The organism is Bacillus sp. FSL R5-0431, assembly GCF_038002985.1.
Lineage (GTDB): Bacteria > Bacillota > Bacilli > Bacillales > Bacillaceae > Bacillus.
Window position 1 is genome coordinate 1,000,911 of the sequence record NZ_JBBOOG010000001.1, and the last position, 24,634, is coordinate 1,025,544.

A 24,634-nucleotide genomic window follows, 5' to 3' on the forward strand; every position below is an offset into this window, starting at 1 on the left:
AAAGGTGGAATGAAAGGTAATGGGAAAAACGAAGGCTTTTAATGACACGTTCTTAAAGGCGTGCAAAGGGGAAAAAACAGACCATGTACCAGTTTGGTATATGAGACAGGCAGGACGCTCACAGCCTGAATATCGTGCCCTTAAAGAAAAATATGGGCTATTTGAAATTACGCATCAGCCAGAGTTATGTGCTTATGTAACAAGACTTCCTGTAGAACAATATGGTGTAGATGCGTCTATTTTATATAAAGATATTATGACCCCGCTTCCGGCTATTGGAGTGGACGTTGAAATTAAAAATGGAATTGGACCTGTGATTGATTCACCGATTCGGACAAAAGCAGATATTGAACGTCTTGGGGCACTTCATCCTGAAGAAGACCTGCCATATGTGCTTGATACCATTCAGCTTTTAACGAAGGAGCAGCTGAATGTACCGCTCATTGGTTTTGCCGGTGCACCATTTACGATGGCAAGCTATATGATTGAAGGCGGCCCATCTAAAAACTATCATAAAACAAAAGCGCTGATGTACAGTGAGCCTGAGACATGGATGCTGCTCATGAACAAATTAGCTGATATGACGATCACGTACATACGTGCGCAGGTAAAAGCAGGGATCAGTGCGTTTCAAATCTTTGACTCATGGGTTGGTGCTTTAAATGCAGCAGATTACCGGACATTCATTAAACCTGTCATGCAGCGAATTTTCACAGAGTTGAAGAGTGAAAATGTACCAATGATCATGTACGGAGTTGGGGCAAGCCATCTGGTGAAAGATTGGCATGACCTGCCGCTAGATGTCGTTGGACTGGATTGGCGTATGAGTGTAGACGAAGCTCGAAAAGAAGGGCTCGCAAAAACGTTACAAGGGAATCTTGATCCAACGATCTTACTTTCTCCTTGGGAAGTCATTGAAGAGAGAGCAAAAGATATTTTAGATCAAGGGATGAAATCAGATCACTTCATCTTTAACTTAGGTCATGGGGTATTTCCAGATGTTTCACCAGATACGTTAAAGAAGCTGACCGATTTTATTCACGACTATTCAGCTAAACATAAAAAAACATCCATCTAAACTATTTCAAATGATCTGAAGGAGTGTTGGTTGTGGAGAAAAAGAAAATGGGGCTTCTTGTCATGGCATATGGCACCCCATATAAAGAAGAAGACATTGAGCGTTATTATACACATATTCGTAGAGGCAGAAAGCCGGAGCCAGAAATGCTGCAAGATTTAAAGGATCGCTACAAGGCAATCGGCGGTATTTCTCCTTTATCAAAAATTACAGAGCAGCAGGCAAATGGTTTGTGTGAGCACTTGAATGACATTCAAGACGACATTGAATTTCATGTCTACATTGGCTTAAAACATATCGAGCCTTTCATTGAGGATGCAGTTGCTGAAATGCACAAGGACGGCATTACAGAAGCTGTGAGTATCGTTCTTGCGCCGCATTTCTCAACCTTTAGTGTGAAATCGTATAACAAACGTGCACAAGATGAGGCAGACAAGCTGGGCAATTTACAGATTACGTCTGTTGAAAGCTGGTACGATGAACCGAAGTTTGTGGACTATTGGGTGAAACAAGTGAAGGATACGTATGCATCAATGAGTCAAGAGGAACGAGATTCCGCGGTACTTATTGTGTCTGCACACAGTCTGCCTGAAAAAATTATTGCAGCAGGAGATCCTTATCCTGATCAGCTCGCACAATCGGCCAAAATGATTGCGGAAGGTGCGGGAATTGAACACTATGAAATTGGCTGGCAAAGTGAAGGCAACACGCCGGATCCATGGCTTGGACCAGACGTGCAAGACTTAACGCGGGATTTATTTGAACAAAAAGGCTATCAAACATTCGTGTATGTGCCTGTTGGTTTTGTCGCTGATCATCTTGAAGTGTTATACGACAACGATTATGAATGTAAAGTCGTGACAGATGAAATTGGTGCAGCCTACTATCGTCCAGAAATGCCAAATGCGAAACCAGCATTTATTGATGCTCTGGCAACAGTCGTATTAAAGAAGCTTGACGAAAGCAAGTAATCATATAAAAGAAGGCGATCCTATGCATGACAATCAAAAACACCTTGTCATCATTGGCGGTGGCATCACTGGTTTAGCCGCCGCCTTCTATTTGGAAAAGGAAGTCGAAGAAAAAGGTCTTCCGATTCAAATATCTCTTATTGAAGCGAGCCCTAGGCTAGGTGGAAAAATACAAACATTATATAAAGACGGCTACATCATCGAACGTGGACCTGATTCATTTTTAGAAAGAAAGGTCAGTGGACCGCAGCTGGCTAAGGATGTCGGTTTGTCCGATCAGCTCGTCAATAATGAAACTGGGCAAGCGTATGTACTAGTCAACGAAACCCTTCATCCGATGCCAAAGGGTGCTGTGATGGGTATTCCAACTCAAATCAGCCCATTTATTACAACGGGTCTTTTTTCAGTTGCGGGAAAAGCGAGAGCGGCGATGGATTTCGTGTTGCCAAAAAGCAAGCAGACCGAAGATCAGTCGCTTGGTGAATTTTTTAGAAGACGTGTGGGTGATGAGGTCGTTGAGAATTTAATCGAGCCGCTTCTATCAGGCATTTACGCAGGGGATATTGACCGCCTGAGCTTAATGTCCACCTTCCCGCAATTTTATCAAACAGAACAGCAGCATCGCAGTTTGATTCTTGGGATGAAAAAATCACAGCAGCATGCGAAAGCACAGCAAGTGACTGCGAAAAAACAAGGACAGTTCCAAACGATCAATCAAGGACTGCAGTCGCTTGTGGAAGCAGTAGAAAGTAAGCTCAAGCTGACAACGGTGTATAAAGGGACAAAAGTGAAGCAGATTGAAAAAACAGAGGAAGGCTATGGTGTGCAATTAGACAGCGGTCAAACGCTTTTTGCCGATTCAGCCATTATCACGACTCCGCATCAATCGATCTATTCCATGTTTCCTCAAGAAGCAGGGCTTGAGTATTTGCATAACATGACCTCTACTTCTGTTGCAACGGTAGCACTCGGTTTTAAAGAAGAGGATGTTCATAATGAATATGACGGCACTGGTTTTGTCATCTCAAGAAACAGTGATTTCTCTATTACGGCCTGTACATGGACAAACAAAAAATGGCCGCATACAGCTCCGAAAGGAAAAACGCTATTGCGTGCGTACGTCGGAAAAGCTGGCGACGAATCGATTGTCGAGCAGTCAGACAGTCAAATCGTCAGCATCGTGCTTGAAGATTTAAAGAGAATCATGGATATTAAAGCAGATCCAGAATTGACGACAGTGACTCGCTGGAAGACCAGTATGCCGCAATATCACGTCGGTCATCAAAAAGCTATTTCGAACATGCGAGAAACGTTTAAGCAATCATATCCTGGTGTTTATATCACAGGTGCTGCTTTTGAAGGTGTTGGAATCCCTGATTGTATTGATCAAGGAAAAGCCGCCATCTCAGAAGCTGTATCGTATCTATTTTCATAAAAAACAACTCCCTTTTCTGTCATGGAAAGGGAGTTTTTCATGTTCGAATCATTCGAAAAGAGTTGGGAATCATAAATGTGAACAAAGTTGTTGCATCCGGGGAAAGGGATATGGTATATTACTTTCTGTACTTAATGACCAAAACGTTCAAATAGTCATTTCGGGAGTGAGATCATGAGTGTTGATAGGAGACAAATGATTTTAGATGGTGCGACGAAGGCATTTACTCAATTCGGGTATAAAGCGACCACAATGGACCTCGTGGCGAAGCTTGCCAACGTCGGGAAAGGTACCATTTATACATTTTTCAAAAACAAAGAAGAGTTGTTCGATGAAATTTTCACATCCCTTTTACTAGAGATGAGGAAAATTGCGGATGAGGCGATTGATGAGAAGAATAGTTTCTCTGAAAACCTTCACTTAGCACTCTTTGCAATTTTAGAATTTCGAAAAAACCACCAGCTCACAATTAAGATTTTTCAGGAAAATGCGGAGCTTGGCACGTCAGCGGTCAAGGAAATGATCGAAAAGATGGAGCAGATGATCATTCGCTATATCAAAATGAAAGTACAAGAAGCGATGGATAAAGGCGACATTAAGCCTTGTGATCCTGAATTGACTGCATTTGTGATGGTGAAATTATATATTGCACTGATTTTTGATTGGGAAAAGCGATACGAGCCTTTAACAAAAGAAGAGGTAGCCGAATCGCTGGAGCTTTATGTCTTAAAAGGACTATCTGCAACAACATAATTTTTTTTGAGTTCATATGACCAAATTTTATATTTAGTCATTCATCTATGGGAGGAAAACAGCAATGAATTTAATTCGGAATCAATGGAAAGACATTGTAACGAGCAAAAAACTACTGATCCCGATTTTAGCTGTCTTATTTATTCCGCTGATTTACAGTGGTGTATTTTTAAAAGCATATTGGGATCCATATGGTACAGTTGATCAACTGCCTGTAGCGGTTGTTAACTTGGATGAAGGCAGTCATTATGACGGGAAAACCCTTCATGTCGGCGATGATTTAGTGAAGGAATTAAAGAAAAACGATAATTTCAAATGGAATTTTGTCGATAGTGAAGAGAAGGCCGTAAAGGGATTAAATAACGAGGATTATTATCTCGTTGTGGAAATACCAAAAGACTTCTCGAAAAATGCAAGTACAGTGTTAGATAAACATCCGAAAAAATCGAATCTGAAATATTATACGAATCCAGGCGCAAACTATGCGGCGTCACAAATTGCGAATAATGCCATTATCAAATTAAAAGATTCGGTTTCAAAGGAAGTCACAAAAAATTACGCCGAGGTCATCTTTGATAACTTCAAAACGATTGCAAAAGGATTAGATCAAGCAAGCGATGGCGCGAAGAAAATTGATGACGGAACAAAAAGCGCAAAAGATGGCAGTACAAAGTTAAAAGACAACTTAGCCAAATTGGCTGAAGGTACGTTAACCTATAGCGAAGGTGTTCATCAGTTCGCAGGGAAAATGGGTGAACTGAACACAGGCATACAGTCTCTAGACAGTGGGCTCGGTCAGCTCTTAACAGGCTATCAAACCATTGATCAGAAATTTGGAGATCTTGGTACAGGAATTGATACATTAACCGAAGGATTAAACACAAGCCGTGAAGGACATCAGCAGCTCGCTTCTAAAATGCCGCAATTCACAGCGGGCATTGAGCAGCTAAACAATAAAGCACAATCCTTTTCAGAAAAAATTACAGCAGTAGAAAAAGTCTTATCGTCACCAGAATTAGCGAATCTTGAAAAGATGGCGCCTAAACTCGATCAGGTGAAAAAAGACGCAAAAACGTTCAGTACAAAACTTGCTTCATTAAAAGAAGCATTATCAAATCGAGATGCTAAAGTAAAAAGCATTATCCAAAACAGCTCCATGACAGATGAAGAGAAAAAGGCGGCAATGGATCAGCTGAACAGTCTGCCTAAAATCGAACTGCCTGATCTGTCTGGACTCGAACAAAGCTTAGCGGCCTTGCAGGAACTGCCTGATGCAAGTGAGGTACAGTCTGCGGTTGCATCTGCAAAAGCTCAGCTGCAGCAAGTCAAACAGCTGCCAAAGAAAACAGAACAGCTGTACACGTCTACAGTCGCGATACAAAATGCGATCGACCAAATGACATCTGGTACGAATAAATTGTATCAAGGTGCATTGAAGCTTCAAACAGGTCAAGGCCAATTACAAGATGGCCTGCAAACAGCAAATGGAAAGCTTGATACGGCGAAAAGCGGAGCGGATAAGCTTGCAAGTGGATCAAGTCAGCTTAGCGCAGCGTTAAATAAGCTAGAAAGTGGTTCAACAAATATCCAAAGCAATACATCTAAGCTTGCCGAAGGCTCAAAATCGCTTGATAAAGGATTGGGAGATTTAAAGAGCGGTACAGGTAAACTGTCCAATAAATTGAAAAGCGCTGCTGATGAAACAGGTGAAATTGATGCAAATCAAGACAATTACAATATGATTGCAAGCCCTGTTAAAACAGAAAACGATACAGCGAAAAAGATTGATAATTATGGAACAGGGCTCACGCCTTATATTTTATCCATGGGACTCTTTGTTGGGGCTCTAATGCTCACCGTTGTATTCCCAATGAAAGACCCTGCTGGACGCCCTAGAAATGCGTTTGAATGGTTTGTCAGCAAATATAGCGTGCTTTTGCTTGTCGGTATCCTGCAAGCAGTCATTGCAAGTACTATGCTCATCTTTGGGCTTGGTCTTGAGGTGGAAAGTCTCTGGCGCTTCTATCTCTTTGCGATCGTCGTCAGTCTGACATTCTTAGCGATTATTCAGCTGCTAGCCACAACAATGGGGAACCCAGGACGCTTCATTGCCGTCATTATCTTAGTTCTTCAGCTCGCAGCAAGTGCTGGTACATTCCCGCTTGAGCTTGTGCCGAAATTCTTCCAAGTCATTCATAGTCTGCTTCCAATGACATATACAATCAATGGATTTAGAACGATCATTGCAAGCGGTGATGACAGCTATTTATGGCACCAAGCAGCGATTCTTGGAACAGTTGCGATCATCATGATGGCGGCAACAACCGCATACTTTGCTTGGAACGTAAGAAAAATGAAACAAGACGAAGCTTAATCAATGAATCCTTTCTCTTGATAGAGGAAGGATTTTTGATTTGAAATTAGACTTCTTGAACCCGAAGCGATATATTTTAAGAAGAGATGCTATAAAAGGCATACATGGAAGGAATTGCTTTCAGACAAAGGAGGAAATGCCGAATGACAACTGAAGTAAACGAAACCGTTCAGCTGATTCAAAAGCTCGTATCGATCCCAAGTCCGTCAGGGAATACAGAAAAGGTGATTGGCTTTGTTGAACGCTTTTTACAGGATGTAAATATTGAGACAAAACGAAATCGAAAGGGCGGCTTAATTGCCACTATTAAAGGAACCGATGATAAGGAACACCGCATGCTGACAGCACATGTCGATACGCTTGGTGCGATGGTAAAGGAGATTAAATCAAATGGACGGCTTCGTCTTGCACTCATTGGAGGCTTTCAGTATAACTCAATCGAAGGTGAATACTGTGAAATTGAAACCGCTTCAGGCCATACATACACAGGAACCATTCTCATGCATCAAACGTCAGTTCATGTCTATGCGGATGCGGGAAAAGCAAAACGAAACCAAGAGAATATGGAGATCCGACTCGATGAAAAGGTGCAAAATGCAGACGATGTCAAAGCACTTGGCATTCAAGTAGGGGACTTTATCTCATTTGATCCTAGAGTGGAAGTGACGTCTTCAGGTTTTATTAAATCAAGACACCTTGATGACAAGGCAAGTGTGGCGCTCTTGCTGCGACTCATCCACCGCATTCAAAAGGAAAACATCACATTGCCGCATACGACGCACTTCTTAATTTCCAATAATGAAGAGATTGGCTACGGTGGAAATTCCAATATTCCAGAAGAAACGGTGGAATACCTCGCTGTCGATATGGGAGCTATCGGCGATGGTCAATCAACAGATGAATACAGTGTGTCTATTTGTGTGAAGGACTCAAGCGGTCCTTATCATTATGGATTACGCAAGCATTTAGCCGCATTAGCAGAGGAGAACAATATTGATTACCGTCTAGATATTTACCCTTATTACGGCTCTGATGCATCAGCAGCCATTAGAGCAGGGTATGATATCATTCATGGACTGATTGGTCCTGGCATAGATTCCTCGCATGCATTTGAACGAACACATGAAGATTCTCTCGTCCATACAGCGAATCTCCTTTATCACTATGTTCAATCAGAATTAATCACGGCATAAAAAAAGAACCCCGATAGATGGGGTTCTTTTTCGTTAGCTTGAAAGCTGTGTCGGTTCAGGTACTTCTTGTCCAGTCATCACGCGATGTCCTTTTTCAGGGTCATATTGACCTTCCCATTTAGACATCACAACAGCTGCAAGTGCATTTCCTGTTAAGTTAACAACTGTTCGCGCCATATCCATGATACGATCCACACCTGCAATAAATGCAAGACCTTCAGCAGGTACACCGATCGTTCCTAATGTTGCGAGTAATACAACAAAGGAAGTGCCAGGAACGGCAGCCATTCCTTTAGATGTCACCATCAGTACAAGAACAAGTGTGAGCTGCTGGACGATCGTGAGGTCAATGCCATATACCTGTGCAAGGAAAAGCGCCGCAATAGCTTGATACAGTACGGAGCCGTCTAGGTTAAACGTATAACCGATTGGGATAACGAAAGAAACAATTCCCTTCGGACATCCAATGCGCTCCATTTTATCCATGACTCTTGGTAAAACTGTTTCAGAGCTGGATGTACTAAAGGCAAGAAGCATTTCGTCTTTCATGTAAGCAAGAAATCTGAAAATATTGACGCCAATCATCTTTCCAATAATTCCGAATACAACGATAAGGAAGAGAGCGAGCGCAAAATAAACAAGACCTACAAGCTTACCTAATGAAATAAGAGATTCAAGACCAAATTTTGATACAGTCACACCAATGAGTGCGAAGACACCAAATGGTGCAGCTTTCATCACAACATTGACGACATGGAACATGGCGTGTGATACACCTTCGAAGAAGGCGAGCACTGGTTTGCCGCGTTCACCAATGGCTGAAACGCCAAGAGCAAATAACACAGTGAAGAAAATAATCGCAAGCAAATCACCTTCCGCCAATGATTGGAAGAAGTTCGTTGGAACGATATGAAGGAACGTATCAGCAACTGATTTGCTGCTTTGCTCTTTTTCCGTTTCAACATACTGGCTAATATCTTGTTTTTCCGTATTTCCAAAGTCAACGCCTGCACCAGGTTGAACAAAGTTTGCAAGCGCAAGACCAAGAATAATCGCAAATGTTGTGATAATTTCAAAATAAAGAATAGTTCTAAAACCAAGTTTCCCTACTTTTTTACCATCACCGGCACCTGCAACACCTAAAATTAAGCTAGATACGACAATTGGTATAACAATCATCTTAATGAGTCTTAAGAAGAAGTCTCCAATTGGTTTTAAATAAGTCTCAACGCCTGGGTTACCGAAAAAGATTGCCCCAACAACGACACCGAGAATAAGACCGATTAGGATTTGTGTAGCTAATCCAAATTTTAATTTTTTCATAGATTTCCTCCCTAACATATTCATTAAAGGAATATTCCCATCATATTAAGTTTTAATATATGAATTAAAGTATAACTAAAATTAAAGAGGCTCGTCCACGATTAAATTATATTAAGAAAATACAAAATTGTTTGAAAAAATGAACATTTAGAACCTCCTTTATTGATTCAAGTCAATAAAAAGTGTCTTCAGAACTAAAACTCATCATATAAAAATACTAAAAAACCCTTTTAGGACAGGGGTTTTACCTTTTTACCTATTTTTCAGAAAAAATAAAAAGCACTTTTGACTCCAACTGACGATGGAGGAAAAAAGTGCTTTTTAATTCAATTTTTTACCTTATTTAAGATAACTTACTTGTGAGCATTCCTCACATTCATTACCGTAACACTCGTGTTGTTCCATTAAATCATTTCCACATTTTGTGCATTTCTTTGAGGGCAAATTTCTAAAAAACTCAGTGATTTTTCCTAGCATTTGTCATCCTCCTATACGTTTTGTTGCTATTATTGTATTATAACAGATTAATAATTGTCAATCTGTTTTGTAACAATAGGCAAGAAGAATGCTTTTTTCATGAAAAATGGGTATATTGTAAGAAGGGGATTTTTAGAAAAGGAGGGAAAAATGACGATGAAATTAACTGTCATTGGATGCTACGGAGGGTTTCCGGCCGCTGGTGAAGCGACGTCAGGGTACCTTTTTGAATCAGATGGCTTTCGTCTGCTTGTAGACTGCGGGAGCGGTGTTCTTTCCAAACTGCAGCAATACATTGATATAGAAGAACTAGATGCTGTTCTCCTTTCTCATTATCACCACGATCATATTGCGGATATCGGACCACTCCAATATGCGAAGCTAGTGGGATATCATTTAGGAAAAAGCAGCGGTCCGCTTCCGATCTATGGACATACGGGTGATCAAAAAGCATTTGGGCGACTTGCGGATGATGTACATACTAAGGCAGAGGCTTATCAGCCAGAAGAGGGTATTCAAATTGGTCCATTTCAAATTGATTTTTTGAAAACGGTTCATCCGGCAGAATGCTATGCTATGAGAATTCAGGCAGGGGATGCTGTGGTGGTGTATACAGCAGACTCAAGTTATCAGGACGCATTTATCCCATTTAGCAAGGATGCAGATTTACTGATTGCTGAAAGCAATTTTTACGCTGGACAGGACGGATCGGGTGCAGGACATATGAACAGTACAGAGGCGGGCAAGCTTGCAAGGGAAGCAAATGTTGGCGAACTCATCATCACGCATCTGCCCCATTTTGGCCGTCATAAAGACCTAGTCAATGAAGCACAGGCGTTATATACTGGCAATATACAGCTTGCCCATTCAGGGCTTAGATGGAACAAGGAAGGAAGATAGAAATGCTGTTTATCAATAACGAACAACATTATGATCCAATGATTAATTTGGCAATAGAAGAGTATTGCTTAAAATATTTAGATCCTGAAGAAACGTATTTGCTGTTTTACATCAATCAGCCGTCGATTATTATTGGAAAGAACCAAAATACAATCGAAGAAATCAATACGAAGTATGTGGAAGACAACGGCATCAAAATTGTCCGCCGCCTGTCTGGTGGTGGCGCAGTTTATCATGACAAAGGAAACTTAAACTTCAGCTTTATCACAAAAGACGATGGGGACAGCTTCCATAACTTCAAAAAGTTCACCGAGCCAGTCATCAAAGCGCTTGAAAAGCTTGGTGTCAAAGCGGAATTAAGCGGGAGAAATGACATCATGGCAGATGGACGGAAAATTTCTGGAAATGCCCAGTTTGCTACAAGAGGACGTATTTTCAGCCATGGCACGCTGCTATTTGATTCAGAAATCGAACATGTCGTTTCGGCTTTAAATGTGAAAAAAGAAAAGATTGAATCAAAAGGCATTAAATCCATTAGAAGCAGAGTTGCCAATATTAGTGAATTGATGGATCAAAAGATGACAACAGAAGAATTTAGAAAAATTCTTTTAAGCTACATTTTCGATACGAATGGGGATGTCCCTCAATATCAATTGACTGAGAAGGATTGGGAAAAGATTCACGAGATTTCCCGGGATCGATATCAAAAATGGGAATGGAACTACGGCCGTTCACCGAAATTTAATTTACAGCATTCTAAAAGATTCTCAGCAGGCTCCATTGATCTTCGATTAGAAGTGAAAAAAGGCATCATCCAAGACTGCAAAATCTTTGGTGATTTCTTTGGTGTAGGGGATATTGCTGATATTGAAAAAAGACTCATTGGGCAGCAATATGATCGCAAAACGATCAGCGGCGTATTAGAAGATATGGATATGCGCCACTACTTCGGCAACGTATCAAAAGAGGATTTTCTTGATTTGATTTATTAAAAGGGACAAGCACGGCTAGAGATAGCGGTGCTTTTTTGATTGAAAGAAATGAAAGCGATTCACATTTGATCTTGTGGATTTTTTCGATTGTCTATTATAATAGAAAGGAGGAATGTTTGGCCATAAAATGAATGGCTATTCATTCATTGATGACATGTAAGGGGTGGGAGAATGGATTTGATCAAAAATCTAGAACAGACGGCGATGACGAAAGGAGAAAATATCGCATTGATCTTTGAAGGAAATAAGTGGACCTATCGAGAGCTGATGACAAGTATCGAGCGATTTGCAGATGGAATAGTCAACGAAGGGTTTCAAGCTGGGGATCATATCGCGCTTATTTTAGGAAATTCACCGCATTTTGTCATTTCTTTTTTTGGTGCCTTAAAGGCAGGACTTGTCGTAGTACCAGTCAATCCAACATACACACCTAGTGAAATTGGCTATATGCTGATTACAGGTGATGTAAAAGGGATTGTTGCCCCTGAACAGCTACTGCCAGTGTACGAGCAGGTGTACGAACAGCTTCCGTCTATTGAACGGGTGATTATTTGTGCAGAAAATGAATCTGCATGCAGATCAAGTTTTAAGGAAGTATCTGATCGTCTTGTCTTCTTTGGAAAGCTTGTGTCTGGTCATGCGAAAGAGAACGTGCATCCTTCTATTCATCAGGACGATACGGCAGTTATTCTATTTACATCTGGCACGACAGGAAAACCAAAGGGTGCGATGCTGACTCATTTCAACCTTTATTCAAATGCCAGAGACGTCGCTGAGTACCTATCCATTGATGAAAAGGACAAGGTCATTGCCGCTTTGCCGATGTTCCACGTATTTTGTTTAACGGTTTGTATGAATGCACCATTGATTCATGGCGCGACCATTTATGTCATGCCGCATTTCAGCCCATCGGAGCTTTTGCGTATGATGGAAAAAGAGAAGCCAACGTTATTTGTTGGTGTTCCGACTATGTATAACTATTTGTACCGTCAGGAAGGGCACGAGGAAGCGATGTCCTCAGTTAGGATTTGTATATCTGGCGGTGCCTCAATGCCTGTTGCCTTACTTCACGGTTTTGAGAAAAAATTTGGTGTCACGGTGCTGGAGGGCTACGGATTATCAGAGGCTTCCCCAGTAACTGCATTCAATCCTCTTGATGGAAAAAGAAAACCCGGTTCAGTTGGGACCGACATTATGAATGTGAAGAATAAGATCGTGAATGAACTGGGAGAAGAAGTCGGTCCAAATGAAGTCGGAGAGCTGATAGCAAAAGGACCAAACATTATGAAAGGCTATTATCAAATGCCAGAAGATACTGAAGCTGCACTAAGAGGCGGCTGGCTGTATACCGGTGATTTAGCGAGAAGAGATGAAGAAGGATACATTTATATTGTCGACCGGAAAAAAGATATGATTCTCGTTGGCGGGTATAATGTTTATCCAAGAGAAGTAGAAGAAGTACTTTATCAACATGAAGCTGTAGCAGAAGCCGTCGTCATCGGTGTGCCAGATCCGAACACCGGAGAAGCTGTCGTCTGTTACATTTCCCCTAAGAAACATGCTCACATCGATCAAGAAGACATCATCACACATTGTTCACGCTTTTTAGCGAAATATAAGCAGCCCCAAACGATCCATTTCATAGATGATATTCCAAAGAACACAACAGGTAAAATTTTAAGAAGAGCACTAAAGGAAAAGTATCAAGCAGAGGAAAGTAAATAAAAAAAGGGAGTCTCTTATGAGGAGGCTCCCTCAGCGTGTAGACAAACCCTCGCATTCAGGTCTGAAAAGGTTTTCTATCACGCTGAAAAGAAGACAAAGGGCTAAAATAAAGATCATTTTAGCCCTTTTGAATCGCTTCTTTTAACTGTTTCTGAAAAGAATTAGACTGTTTTTGATTCAGTTCATAATAAGTGCCATCTACTAAAAAAACGACCTGTGAACGGCTCGTCCAGAGCTGAAAGGTGGTGCCGTTTGTTCGGCCGTACATCACCTTGGCGATATAATCTGGTTCCTTTAAATTTTTCTTAAGATGATTGCTTGTTTGTTTGCCTTTGTTTAATTCTTCTATTAAATCTTCTACTGTGTCCTTATCATCTATTTCATAAGATATGGACTCGTTTGCAGGTGAAAGCAGCAATTTTTCTGCTCGATTCTCATCAAAGATTTCGCTCGTCCGGCTGAACACATAAAAGAAGGTAATGAGTAAAAGTCCAAAGATCACAACTCCTGCAAGGATTTTCTTCATTTTAATCCTCCAACTCTCTGTTTTATATGTAGCATCTCCGATTTTCGAGTAGCATAATCATTTTTTTCGCGAAAGCTTTTTCAGATGGGGCATGCTATGATGGAGCCACATGAGACAGGTTCTAAACAAAAAAATGGTTGATTAGAATAGAGAGAGGGATGGAAAGGAGGCTGACCAGTGCGAGTACGTAAATGGGTAGCTCTTGCAACGGTAGCTTACATATTGTACGGTCTTTTTATTTATTCTTATTTGTTTCTATTTGGGGATTCATCGGTTCCTGAAAGTGTAAAAGGAACAAGTGCAGATCCGCATACCTTTATGACAAGCCATGAACTTGCCATCAGCGAGAATTTCTCGAACATACGTAATTTGCTGTATTTCATGACAATTCCATTAGATTGGTATGTTTTTTTTCTTCTGCTCATTTCAGGGTTTTCACGAAAAATAGCAGACTGGAGCCTGGCAGCAGCTCGTTTCACATTTTTAAGCAAACTTGTATATGTGTTTGTGCTGTCGCTTTTGACAATGCTGATTTCATTGCCCATTAAGTGGATTGGCTATCAGCTGTCTTTGCACTACGGAGTATCTGCTCAAAGTACGGCAAGCTGGTTTAAAGATCAAATACTGGATTTCTGGATTCAATATCCACTTCTTGCTCTATGTGCTATTGTATTCTTTTGGCTCATTCAAAAAAGAAGAAAGCGTTGGTGGCTGTATGCTTGGTGTTTGACAGTCCCCTTCACGCTATTTCTCTTCTTTATACAGCCGGTCGTCATTGATCCGTTATATAACAATTTTTATCCACTAAAGGATCAAGCTCTTGAGAACAAGATCTTAACGCTTGCAGACAAAGCACATATCCCAGCAGATCATGTATATGAGGTCAATATGTCTGAGAAAACGAATACAATGAATGCTTACGTCACAGGGATTGGTGAAAATAAGCGTATTGTGTTATGGGATACGACACTGCAAAAGCTGAAAGATCGCGAAATTTTATTTATTATGGCACATGAAATGGGACATTACGTCATGAAGCATGTCTATATAGGATTAGCAGGATATCTAGTGCTGTCACTTGCCGGATTTTTTGCGATCGACCGTCTCTATTTTTATTTTTATCAAAAGGGAGCAGTTCCATTTCGGCTGAGGCTGTCAAACGACATCGCTGCTCTTCCGCTTCTTCTCATTATCGTATCGATGCTGTCATTTGCAGCTTCACCTTTTACAAATGCAGTTTCAAGACATCAAGAACGAGCAGCTGACGAATATGCGGTAAACCTGACAAAAGACGGAGAGGCAGGGGTGACGTCTTTTCAAAAGCTTGCAAAATCAGGGCTGTCTCAGGTGAATCCACCGCTTTTAGTGAAGGTCTTCCGCTATGGACACCCAACCATGATGGAGAGAATCATGGAGATGGAAAATGCAGCGGAAAAAGAGGAAACGTCGAGGAAGCAATAAACAAATAAAATCCGGCTGGATCAGCCGGATTTTATTCGCGCTTGTTTAGTTAGAAGCCGCTTGAGCGTTGATTAACCCTTTTCCGTAATAGAAGGAGTTACCAAGCGGTGTTGCCGTGTTTTCTAAGCGCTGGCGAACCTGTGAATTTGATAGGTTCGGATTTTTAGAAAGAATAAGCGCTGCTGCTCCTGCTACATGAGGAGACGCCATAGAAGTTCCAGTATAAGATGTGTATCCACTGCTTGGTACTGTACTTAAAATAGAAGTACCAGGTGCAGAAACATCTAATTCAGGACCTGCGCTGGAAGACGAGTTTCTGACATTGCTGCTGTTTACATTGGCAACGGCAATTGTAGAATCATATTTTGCTGGATAGCCAACTGTACTTGTAGAGCCAGTGGAACCTGAATTACCTGCGGCCGCCACAACAACGACTCCGCGGTTATTTGCTGTATCAACGGCATTTTTAAGCGCTGTTGAACCGTTTGGTCCACCTAAGCTCATATTGATGACATCCATGTTATTGGCTACAGCCCATTCAATACCGCTAATGATCCAGCTGTATTGTCCGTCGCCATTGCGGTCTAATACTTTAACAGCATATAGGGAAGCACTTGGAGCGACCCCAAGAACACCAATTGTGTTATCAAGGGCAGCAATGGTTCCGGCTACGTGAGTTCCATGTGATTGAAAGTCTTGGGTGGCATTTGGCTCTGAAGGGACGAAGCTGGCACCGCCTGCAACATTTAAGTCAGGATGTGCAGCGTGGATTCCAGTATCAAGGACAGCTACTTTGACATTAGCACCTTTATAACCTTGAGCGTGTACAGCTGGAGCTTTGATTTGAGGGATTCCATAAGGGACGGTTTGTGCATATGCTTCTGCTTTGTGGTCTTCTTCTACGTAAGCAATGCTAGGGTCATGTTCAAGTTTTTTTGCGGCTTGTTCGGACATCTTTACTTGTGCGGCATTAATAAGACGATATTGCTTTTCTAGTTTTCCGCCATTTTGAGTGACGGCTTGTTTCTTAGAGCTGTTTGTGGTGGCAGAGGCTTTAAAGCCAACAATATAGCTCTTTTCACTATCTGACTTTGAGACCGTCTCGGCATTTGCCATGGAGCCTCCAAACCCTGCTGAAAACAGAAGAGGGACAGCCAATAAAACACTTGTCATTACATTTTTCTTTTTCACGCACAATCCACATCCCTTTTTTCTTATTTCAGAATAATCATTCGTAGTCTATAAGAATGATTCGTTTGATTATTCTGTATATTCAGTTTAAGGGAAGTAGGCAAATAAGAGTAGACCCGAATTTTTGTGAAAGTCCTAGCGAAAATTGGGGAATTAAGTCACTTGGAAACGTTGGGAAAATATGTTTGTTCTACTGTTTCAGCGGTTATCTATTAGAAAGGAAGTGTGCTTTTTTTCTTATGATCCATTTTCGGACAAATATTCGATACCCGAAAAGCCTTAAAATAGGTAGAAGCGTCTAGCATCTATTTCGAATTTCGATATAAAAAAATATTATTTTTTTTGTTTTTGTCATTTAAAAAGAACCTGTTACAATAACAGGTTCTTTAAGAAGGGGAGTATTGAGTTAAATGGCTGACCACGTTGTAATCAAGGACCTTCCATTCACCATCTTTCCATTCCATATAATTTAAGCAAGCATTGACAAGTCTCGTGTTCTCTAGACCCAGATGTTCATCCGCTAAGGTGGTAAGTAAAGCATGGATAGCAGCGCCGTGTGCCACGATCAGGACTTGTTGATTTGGATAGGCTGCTCTGACTTTCTCAATGCCTTCTACCATTCGATCTTGAATCGCCTCAAGCGGCTCCATGTTTGGATACTGTTTATCTGGAAACAGCTTTTGGCGCTCCTCAAACGACATGCCTTCAGCGTCACCATAATCACGTTCAATGAAATCATCCATGATGACAAGAGGCGCATCTACATGTTTTAAAATCAAGTGAGCCGTTTCTTTTGCCCTTGTGAGTGGACTGGAAATGACAACATCCCAATGGGCATTCTTTAAGTAAAGTCCCGTTTGTTCAGCCTGCCATTTACCAGTGTCGTTTAAAGGGATATCTGTTCGCCCTTGAATTCGTTTCGCTGCATTCCAATCTGTTTCCCCGTGTCTGACTAGGCAAATTGTTGTCAAGCAAATCCCGCCTTTTCTATCTTTTCTTCTATTATACTAAAGCAGAAGAAAAAAGACTGGATCAGCGATTTGTGAGACTTGTTAAGGATTCGACTGAGCTGGCAACTTGGGACACCGTTTGTTTGACTTCCTTCAATTCGTTAAGGAATGTTTGAAGGTCGATTTCAATTTTTCCATTTTGGTTTTTACTTAAGTTCATGCTGCTGACGATATCATCGAAGAGCGAATTGATTTGAGTCATTTTTTCTTTACTGTCTGTCACGAGTAAATTCACGTCCCCAATGTGCTGAGACACAATGGAGATTTGTGAATTGGTATTGTTGACGAGTTCAGACACGGTTGAAACCGTTTTCTTTGTGTCCTCTGACAATTTACGAACCTCGTTTGCGACGACAGCAAAGCCTTTACCATGTTCACCAGCTCGTGCAGATTCGATTGAGGCATTTAAAGATAACAAATTCGTCTGCTCTGCAATGCCTGTGACAATCCCAAAGATTTGTTCAATCTGTTTGGCGATTTCTTCTAAACGCTTAATTTCTGTTTCAATCTTTGTCATGCTGCCATCAATTTGGTTCATTTGTGTTTGTTGAATTTCTAATTCTTTTTTACCGCCGATCGATTTTTCCTCGACCTGTGCTGAAATTTGCGTTCCAGCTTGCGACATGTCCGCCATCTCATCAGATTTTGATACAAGCTTGTCCACTGCATTTGTTGTGTTTGAGAAGAGAGAAGCAAGCGAATTTGATGTTTCTGTGATTTTTGTATGAAGCTCCTGCTGCTGCTGTTCTGCTTCATCACGAATTTTAGAATATTCATTTTGGAATGTATCCAGGACAAGCTGCTGCTCTAAATTTAAGATTTTCGTCGTCGCTTTGACTGCTGTCTGATATTCTTTGAAATCTTGGATATGCTGAGCAAATAAATCCATAATCGATAGCAGAAGATCCTGGAATGCTGCCATATACCATTTAGGCTGGAGGCCAATCCGTAAATGAACTTGCGCAATTTTAATTCGTTTTGCCACATAGGCTTCATCAACCACACCTGCAAACATTTCACTAATATGAATGCGGAGTGTTTTTTTCAAACGTTCAACAGAACTATTATCTTGAATGATATGCATCAAGGAAGATTCGACTTCTAAATTTTTATAAAATTTATCAACGATATGTGCAATATCCTCCTGAACAATTGGATTGAGCTGTTTTAGAATAAAGAGGTCATGCTGCGTCAGGTCTATCATTTTGATTTGTTTCGCGATATCCGTATTGTTTAAAAAGTTGATTCGTTTTATCCCATCATCCTGCTGTGTGAAAAAAGCAGTGTTTTTTCTTTTCGTCTCTTTTTTAAATAACAATGTTTTGGTCCCCCCATAATTATCACAAATTATCAGACTTTATATTATTTATCGGATAATATTGGATTTTTTAAAGGGAAACAGTAAAATTTTACTGTTCTTTATAAGACCTTTTTAGTGGTTTCTTTGCTGGGCCTTCTACTACCTCTCCAGTAATGGAAAAACGTGAACCGTGACACGGGCAATCCCAAGTGCGGTCGCTATTATTCCAAGCGACTTCACAGCCTAGGTGAGTACACGTTGTATCCACAAGAAAGATATTCCCGTCCTCTGATTTAAAGGCGCCGCATTTTTTATGTTCGTAAGATACAATGCCGCCTTCGCCTGGCTTTAAATCATCAATTGTTTGATCGGTTCGTTTTAATTTACCACTGATCAGCTTGGCAGCGACATTGCTGTTTTCTTTAATAAAATCTTTGACGAAAGAGTCAGAAACAGGTCTTGATGGCGTAAAAATCGATTCGTATGGATTCGATTTTCCCTCAATTAAATCACCGATAAGAGTGGCAGCGACATGGCTTGTCGTCATGCCCCATTTTCTAAAACCGGTCGCAACGAAGATATTTTGGTGGTGTTTGGTCAGGCGGCCAATGTAAGGGATTTGATCCATTGTGACCATATCGTGTGTCGACCAGCGATACAGCACCTCTTCAATTCCAAGGGTGGCGTCTCCAAACCTTTCTAATCCTTCATAGTGAGCAGATTCATCCCCGCCTTGTCCAGTTTTATGGCCTTCTCCTCCGATGAGAACCACTTCCTCACCATGCCATTCTGCGGTTCTTAAAGAATGAGCAGGCTGGTCGATTCCTAAATACATCCCGTCTGGGAGCGGCTTCGTTGTTTTGGCTGCTACCACATAAGATTGCTCTGGGTGAATTCGCGTGAAATAAAGTCCTTTCCCATCATAAAAAGGAAAGTGCGAACAGGAAATGATATAGCGTCCTGTCAGGTGATGGCCGTCTTTTGTGACGACAGCAGGGCGGTTTCCTTCTTTCACGTCAACAGCGGTAGTCTGTTCAAAAATACGTACACCTCGCTCTAGGAGCTGGTCGATTAGTGCATTTAGATAATGAAGGGGATGAAACTGTGCCTGCTGCGTCATTGCTAGGGCAGCTTTGATGTCAGCATCAAAAGGAAGCGCTGTTTTCCATTCTCGGTCAATTCCAAGCTGTTTGTAGGCATCTAATTCCTTCTTTAACTTTTTTACACCGCTTTCTTCCTTTGTATAAAGGTACGCATCTTTGACTTCTAGCTGACAATCGATGTCGTACTCTTTGACACGAGTTTGAATCAGCTCTTTTGCTTTCTCGTTTGCTTCTACATACAATCGAGCTTTGGGCATGCCAATTTGCTGAATCAGCTCATGGTAGTACACATCGTGCTGTGAGGTAATCTTAGCTGTCGTATGTCCGGTCGTACCTTGCAGCAGTTGATCGGCATCAATGAGGATGACATCCAGCCCGCGCTCTATCATTTCAAACGCAGTAGCGATACCGGTAATACCGCCGCCAACAATGATGACATCTGCTGTGAGATCCTCATGTACAGCAGGAAAAGAATGCTTCTGACTTTCTGCTATCCATAACGATTTTGCCTGTTCCGATCCTTTATGTTCTTGTTTCATGTTGTCGCCTCCAGTTAGTGACTTGTTGTGTATAATTTTTCCACAATGATGAAAATCATACATTCGTAAGGAAACTAGTTTGACATACATAAAAAAATAGCCAACACATAAAAATAAACAAGATAAAAGGAAGGAGTGGACAGACGTGTCAACAAAGCAGCCGAAGAAAACATTGCCGCCTCAGCATCAAAATGAACGTCCAGGTCTGGAATATAAAATGAACCCTAGACCTGTTTTTGATCGAGAGGTGCCGGATAAAAAGTTAGCAGGGAAAACAGCCATTGTGACAGGTGGAGACAGCGGGATCGGAAGAGCAGTTTCGGTCTTGTTTGCGAAGGAAGGAGCCAATGTCGCCATTGTTTACTTGAGTGAACACCGCGATGCAGAGGAAACGAAGGACTATATTGAAAAGGCGGGAGGCCGCGCCATTTTAATTGCAGGTGATTTAGGAGATGAGGCGTTTTCAAACGAGGTGGTCAAAAAAACGAAAGATGCTTTCGGTTCCATCGATATTTTGGTGAACAACGCCGGGGAACAGCATCCGCAAAAAAGCATTGAACAGATTACCTCGCATCAGCTTCTTCGAACATTTCAAACGAATATTTTTGCCATGTTTTATTTAACAAAAGCGGTTCTTCCTCATTTAAAGAAAGGAAGCAGTATCATTAATACCACATCTGTTACAGCCTATAAAGGGCATGAAACCTTGATCGACTATTCATCTACAAAAGGGGCAGTCGTGACATTTACGAGATCATTATCTTTATCGCTCATTAAACAGGGGATTAGAGTGAATGGGGTAGCCCCAGGGCCTATTTGGACACCGCTCATTCCATCGACCTTTACGGAAAAGGAAGTCTCAGAATTTGGCGGAGATGTTCCAATGGAACGTCCTGGTGAGCCAGTAGAGCTTGCGCCGAGCTATTTATTTTTAGCGAGCGAAGACTCCTCTTATATGAATGGACAAATCCTGCATGTAAATGGCGGAACCATTTTAAATGGATAAACAAAAAACTTGCGGTAAAGAGACGAGTTGCTGTCTCTTTGCCGCAAGTAAAATCATCATGATTGATGTAAGCAGTGTTCTGCATATTGAGCTGACAGGTCGTTGAATCGCTTTTCATCACGCTGATCCAGTGCCTTATCAATCTCTTCTCTAAGGAAGGTTAAGCGCTGTTTATAAAGCGCCTCATCTAAAACCATTTGAATATAGATGTCTAAAATAGTGACGCCATTTTCTTCGGTTTTTTGGGTGTTGCGGGACTTCATGAGCTCAGCATACGTTTTTTTCTCTTTCATAAAGAATCCCCCCGATGCCTTTTTTATAGTATATGGATTGGCGGAGAAAAAATCAACAAGAATTTATAATTTTTAGACAATTTATTTTTGAGCGAAATCGACATCTCTTGTCCGATCGACAGGATGTGATATATCATTAAAAAAGGCTTTTCGTTAGATCGAATGGACTAAAAAATACGATAAAAAGATGATTTTTAATAAATTTTGAAAAAATCCTGTCGTTTCTTATATGTTGGTGATAGATTAATAGTATCTAAAATAACCAAAAATTAACACAGGAGGAAATGAAGTGTCAGGAATTAGTGAAACACCTTTAGATTCATACGTCATTAATCAAACAACAATGGCGGTCCTTCCGGTTGAAGAAGGAAAAAGAGTATATTCAAAAGTCATAGAAAGAGAGACAAGCTTTTACGTTGAATTAAAGCCCCTGCAAATTATTGAACGGAGCTGCAGATTCTTCGGCTCAAGCTATGCGGGCAGAAAAGCGGGAACATATGAAGTAACAGGAATATCTCACAAGCCTCCAATTGTGATTGACTCATCCAATCATTTGTATTTCTTCCCAACCTATTCATCCAACCGTCCTCAGTGCGGCTGGATCTCCCACAAATACATTCATACCTTCCAGGAATCATCCCTCGGAGACACGGTGGTCATCTTTACAAATGAGCAAACCGTCAAACTCGATGTCTCATATAAATCATTTGAGAGTCAGGTGCACGGAACAGCGTATCTCCGAACGAAATTTCAAGATCGTCTTGATGGAGGTCTTCCTAAAAAACAAGAATTTATGCTGTATCCAAAGGAACAACAGCTCAACCTTGTATACGATTTTATATTAAGGGAGCTTCGGAACAGATATTAACTAAAACCAGCGGCAGGACAGCCGCTGGACTCCTTATGAAGCGAGGGTTTAGCATATCGTCTTTCTTTCTCGAAGAAAAAAACATTGATAATTATATAAAAAATTATATAATTTAACTATAACGTATAAAATTTTATATAACGAGCAGCAGTGAAAGGGGATATGATAATGACTTATGATGAACTAGATACACCGGCGCTATTAATTGATAAACGGGTAATGATGGAGAATTTAGCTGCTATGCAGCAATATGCGGATCGTCAGCAAGTCAAACTGCGTCCTCATACGAAAACACATAAAACACCTAGTCTTGCGAAGGTGCAGGAGGAGATGGGCGCATCTGGCTTAACTGTAGCGAAAGTAGGAGAAGCGGAAGTAATGGCGGCGCATGGGCTGACAGATATCTTTATCGCCAATCAAATTGTAGGCGAGACAAAGCTCAAGCGAATTCGAAAGCTGGCAGAGTCGATACAAATTTCATTTGGAATAGATTGTGTAGAGCATGTGTATCAAATTGAACATGTCTTTCGTGGAGCAGAAAAAAAAGCGGAGGTTCTAATTGAGATAGAAGTTGGAGAAGAAAGATCTGGTGTCATTGAAGAGAGTGATTTCCGTCAAATCTTGCAGGCGATTCAAACATGTGACTTCGTTCATTTAAGGGGGATTTTTTCTCATGATGGACATACATATAAGGCGGAAAGTAAAGCGCATTGTCAGACATTATACGAAGACGCTGTGAATCGCACGCTTCAGTTTGCACAGATTGCGAAAGAAGCAGGCATGCTGCTAGAGGTAGTGAGCATTGGATCAACACCGCCGTTCTTATTTCAATTTGATATTCCAAAGGGAGTCACCGAAATCAGACCAGGCACTTACATCTTCATGGATGCCTCTCAATCCAATGTGATCGGCACTTTTTCACATTGTGCGGCAGCTGTGCTGACGACGGTGATCAGTAAGCCAACAAAGGCCCGTGTCATTACAGATGTTGGAGCCAAAGGGCTCACGGCTCAAACCCGTACAAAAGGGCTGACGAAAACAAAAGGACTAGGCAAAGTAAAAGACTATGATGATGTATTTGTTTCAAGTGTATTTGATGAGCATGCCATCATCTATCACGAAGGCTTCCGTCAGACTGTCCAGATCGGTGAGAAGGTGCAAATCATTCCAAATCATATTTGTCCCGCTGTCAATCTCCATGAAAAAGCATATCTCATTCAAGATGGTGAAGTAGTCGAAGAACTTGAGATTGCTTGTAAAGGTAAACTTCAATAAATCAACAGGATGTATAATTTAAGACTTGGAAAATACAAGGCGACTTCGTTTGGCATCATCATGATGACACGAACGAAGTATTTCTTTTCATTAGAAAACATCCACCATGAACTTATTGAAACCAAATCCATATATCCAGTCGTCTATTAAGTGTATCGGTAGACTGTCAACCAAATGACAGGAAAATGTGGATCCTTAGACGTATTTTCATCCATTTACTCATAAATCGCAGAAGTGACACGAGCCGTCTGTTACAATAAAAGAAATCATTTCTTGCAAAGTGTTCGTATGTGGTAAAGGATACTCCTATGACCGATATGAACGAATGGGAATAAGAAATGGAGGCTCTGTATGAAAAAACAATCGCAATTGATGCTGCTATTCACATTGACAGTGACATTACTAGCAGCCTGTCAGCAAGCAGGTCAATCGCCTTCAAAACAAGACACAAAAGAAGCTGCGTATGAACAATGGGTTCAGCGTTATATGGATGAGTTAAATGAAGCTTATGAAAACATGACCGACCAATTTATTTCAGATGGACATGGAAAGATCCAAGTAAATAAAAAATTGAAAAAAGCGACGAAAGCCTTTGATCGTGTAATTCAAAAGGGGCTTGCTCATCAAGAAGTTCCAGCCGCTTATCAAAAGACGGATCAACAATTAAAGACAGGTCTTCATTCATTTGAAAAAGGAATCGGTCAGGTGGAGCAGCTATTAAAGCACCCAGGTCAAGAAAAGCTGTTTATTTCCGCTACCCATCATCTGCAAGATGGATTGCAGCAGACAGCTGCATTTATTGAAGAAGTAGGCCGCATTCAGCAATCAACGTAAAAAAGCT

The 24,634-nt window shown here is 41.1% G+C and carries 22 protein-coding genes and 1 pseudogene; 14 read left to right on the plus strand and 9 right to left on the minus strand.

Annotation, left to right across the window (positions count from 1 at the left end):
• The first annotated feature begins 19 nt into the window (after positions 1–19).
• From hemE to MKZ03_RS04920, 6 genes are all read left to right on the plus strand, one after another.
• Positions 20–1,078, plus strand: coding sequence for a uroporphyrinogen decarboxylase (gene hemE / locus MKZ03_RS04895; protein WP_341031134.1), 1,059 nt, complete (start codon positions 20–22; stop codon positions 1,076–1,078).
• A gap of 32 nt (positions 1,079–1,110) precedes the next feature.
• Complete coding sequence (gene hemH / locus MKZ03_RS04900; RefSeq protein WP_034663560.1) at positions 1,111–2,049, plus strand: ferrochelatase; 939 nt, start codon at positions 1,111–1,113, stop codon at positions 2,047–2,049.
• A gap of 22 nt (positions 2,050–2,071) precedes the next feature.
• On the plus strand, positions 2,072–3,484 hold the full coding sequence (gene hemY, locus MKZ03_RS04905) for a protoporphyrinogen oxidase (RefSeq protein WP_341031137.1): 1,413 nt from the start codon (positions 2,072–2,074) through the stop codon (positions 3,482–3,484).
• Positions 3,485–3,658: 174 nt separating this feature from the next.
• The gene (locus MKZ03_RS04910) at positions 3,659–4,237 is read left to right on the plus strand and encodes a TetR/AcrR family transcriptional regulator (protein WP_034620016.1); all 579 of its coding nucleotides are present in this window, start codon (positions 3,659–3,661) and stop codon (positions 4,235–4,237) included.
• 64 nt (positions 4,238–4,301) lie between these two features.
• The gene (locus tag MKZ03_RS04915; RefSeq protein ID WP_340972258.1) at positions 4,302–6,611 is read left to right on the plus strand and encodes a YhgE/Pip domain-containing protein; all 2,310 of its coding nucleotides are present in this window, start codon (positions 4,302–4,304) and stop codon (positions 6,609–6,611) included.
• 143 nt (positions 6,612–6,754) lie between these two features.
• Positions 6,755–7,804, plus strand: a complete 1,050-nt coding sequence (locus MKZ03_RS04920; RefSeq protein ID WP_034663552.1) for a M42 family metallopeptidase — start codon at positions 6,755–6,757, stop codon at positions 7,802–7,804.
• A gap of 33 nt (positions 7,805–7,837) precedes the next feature.
• On the opposite strand, the gene MKZ03_RS04925 is transcribed toward MKZ03_RS04920, so the two are convergent.
• Together MKZ03_RS04925 and yhfH are read right to left on the minus strand one after the other, a co-directional pair.
• Positions 7,838–9,127, minus strand: coding sequence for a cation:dicarboxylate symporter family transporter (locus MKZ03_RS04925; protein ID WP_034663550.1), 1,290 nt, complete (start codon positions 9,125–9,127; stop codon positions 7,838–7,840).
• A gap of 339 nt (positions 9,128–9,466) precedes the next feature.
• Positions 9,467–9,604, minus strand: a complete 138-nt coding sequence (gene yhfH, locus MKZ03_RS04930; RefSeq protein ID WP_008359029.1) for a protein YhfH — start codon at positions 9,602–9,604, stop codon at positions 9,467–9,469.
• A gap of 156 nt (positions 9,605–9,760) precedes the next feature.
• Here yhfH and MKZ03_RS04935 point away from each other — a divergent pair, with 156 nt between their 5' ends.
• The 3 genes from MKZ03_RS04935 to MKZ03_RS04945 all read left to right on the plus strand — a co-directional run bounded on the left by MKZ03_RS04935 (position 9,761) and on the right by MKZ03_RS04945 (position 13,221).
• The gene (locus tag MKZ03_RS04935) at positions 9,761–10,504 is read left to right on the plus strand and encodes an MBL fold metallo-hydrolase (RefSeq protein WP_307500655.1); all 744 of its coding nucleotides are present in this window, start codon (positions 9,761–9,763) and stop codon (positions 10,502–10,504) included.
• Positions 10,505–10,506: 2 nt separating this feature from the next.
• Positions 10,507–11,496: a lipoate--protein ligase gene (locus MKZ03_RS04940; RefSeq protein ID WP_341031141.1), complete on the plus strand. Its 990-nt coding sequence runs from the start codon at positions 10,507–10,509 to the stop codon at positions 11,494–11,496.
• 171 nt (positions 11,497–11,667) lie between these two features.
• Entirely contained in the window at positions 11,668–13,221 is a 1,554-nt protein-coding gene (locus MKZ03_RS04945; protein ID WP_106041495.1) for a fatty acid--CoA ligase family protein, read from the plus strand.
• A gap of 118 nt (positions 13,222–13,339) precedes the next feature.
• On the opposite strand, the gene MKZ03_RS04950 is transcribed toward MKZ03_RS04945, so the two are convergent.
• Positions 13,340–13,747: a sporulation protein gene (locus MKZ03_RS04950; protein WP_307499409.1), complete on the minus strand. Its 408-nt coding sequence runs from the start codon at positions 13,745–13,747 to the stop codon at positions 13,340–13,342.
• 177 nt (positions 13,748–13,924) lie between these two features.
• Between MKZ03_RS04950 and MKZ03_RS04955 the strand changes: the two genes are divergently transcribed.
• Positions 13,925–15,208 carry a M48 family metallopeptidase gene (locus MKZ03_RS04955; protein ID WP_307499410.1) on the plus strand — a complete coding sequence of 428 codons (1,284 nt, stop codon included), beginning with the start codon at positions 13,925–13,927 and terminating at the stop codon, positions 15,206–15,208.
• 45 nt (positions 15,209–15,253) lie between these two features.
• On the opposite strand, the gene MKZ03_RS04960 is transcribed toward MKZ03_RS04955, so the two are convergent.
• From MKZ03_RS04960 to MKZ03_RS04975, 5 genes and pseudogenes are all read right to left on the minus strand, one after another.
• Positions 15,254–16,399: a serine alkaline protease SapB gene (locus MKZ03_RS04960; protein WP_060595933.1), complete on the minus strand. Its 1,146-nt coding sequence runs from the start codon at positions 16,397–16,399 to the stop codon at positions 15,254–15,256.
• A 386-nt stretch (positions 16,400–16,785) separates the two neighbouring features.
• Positions 16,786–17,370, minus strand: coding sequence for a histidine phosphatase family protein (locus MKZ03_RS04965; protein ID WP_307499411.1), 585 nt, complete (start codon positions 17,368–17,370; stop codon positions 16,786–16,788).
• A gap of 61 nt (positions 17,371–17,431) precedes the next feature.
• A complete protein-coding gene (locus MKZ03_RS18980) occupies positions 17,432–18,043 on the minus strand; it encodes a methyl-accepting chemotaxis protein (protein ID WP_404841025.1) in 612 nt (203 codons plus the stop codon).
• A gap of 144 nt (positions 18,044–18,187) precedes the next feature.
• Positions 18,188–18,727 (minus strand): annotated as a pseudogene (locus tag MKZ03_RS18985) (protoglobin family protein); the annotation flags it as partial.
• Between the two features lie 91 nt (positions 18,728–18,818).
• A complete protein-coding gene (locus tag MKZ03_RS04975; protein WP_307499412.1) occupies positions 18,819–20,351 on the minus strand; it encodes an FAD-dependent oxidoreductase in 1,533 nt (510 codons plus the stop codon).
• 145 nt (positions 20,352–20,496) lie between these two features.
• Here MKZ03_RS04975 and MKZ03_RS04980 point away from each other — a divergent pair, with 145 nt between their 5' ends.
• Positions 20,497–21,357 (plus strand): SDR family oxidoreductase, encoded by an 861-nt coding sequence (locus MKZ03_RS04980; RefSeq protein WP_060595936.1) that lies wholly within the window; start codon positions 20,497–20,499, stop codon positions 21,355–21,357.
• 56 nt (positions 21,358–21,413) lie between these two features.
• On the opposite strand, the gene MKZ03_RS04985 is transcribed toward MKZ03_RS04980, so the two are convergent.
• Positions 21,414–21,650, minus strand: a complete 237-nt coding sequence (locus MKZ03_RS04985; RefSeq protein ID WP_008348804.1) for an IDEAL domain-containing protein — start codon at positions 21,648–21,650, stop codon at positions 21,414–21,416.
• Positions 21,651–21,939: 289 nt separating this feature from the next.
• Here MKZ03_RS04985 and MKZ03_RS04990 point away from each other — a divergent pair, with 289 nt between their 5' ends.
• From MKZ03_RS04990 to MKZ03_RS05000, 3 genes are all read left to right on the plus strand, one after another.
• A complete protein-coding gene (locus MKZ03_RS04990) occupies positions 21,940–22,518 on the plus strand; it encodes a competence protein ComK (protein ID WP_341031146.1) in 579 nt (192 codons plus the stop codon).
• A 168-nt stretch (positions 22,519–22,686) separates the two neighbouring features.
• Positions 22,687–23,793 (plus strand): D-TA family PLP-dependent enzyme, encoded by a 1,107-nt coding sequence (locus MKZ03_RS04995; protein ID WP_334748533.1) that lies wholly within the window; start codon positions 22,687–22,689, stop codon positions 23,791–23,793.
• A 351-nt stretch (positions 23,794–24,144) separates the two neighbouring features.
• Positions 24,145–24,627: a hypothetical protein gene (locus tag MKZ03_RS05000; protein WP_341031148.1), complete on the plus strand. Its 483-nt coding sequence runs from the start codon at positions 24,145–24,147 to the stop codon at positions 24,625–24,627.
• The last annotated feature ends 7 nt before the right edge of the window (positions 24,628–24,634 follow it).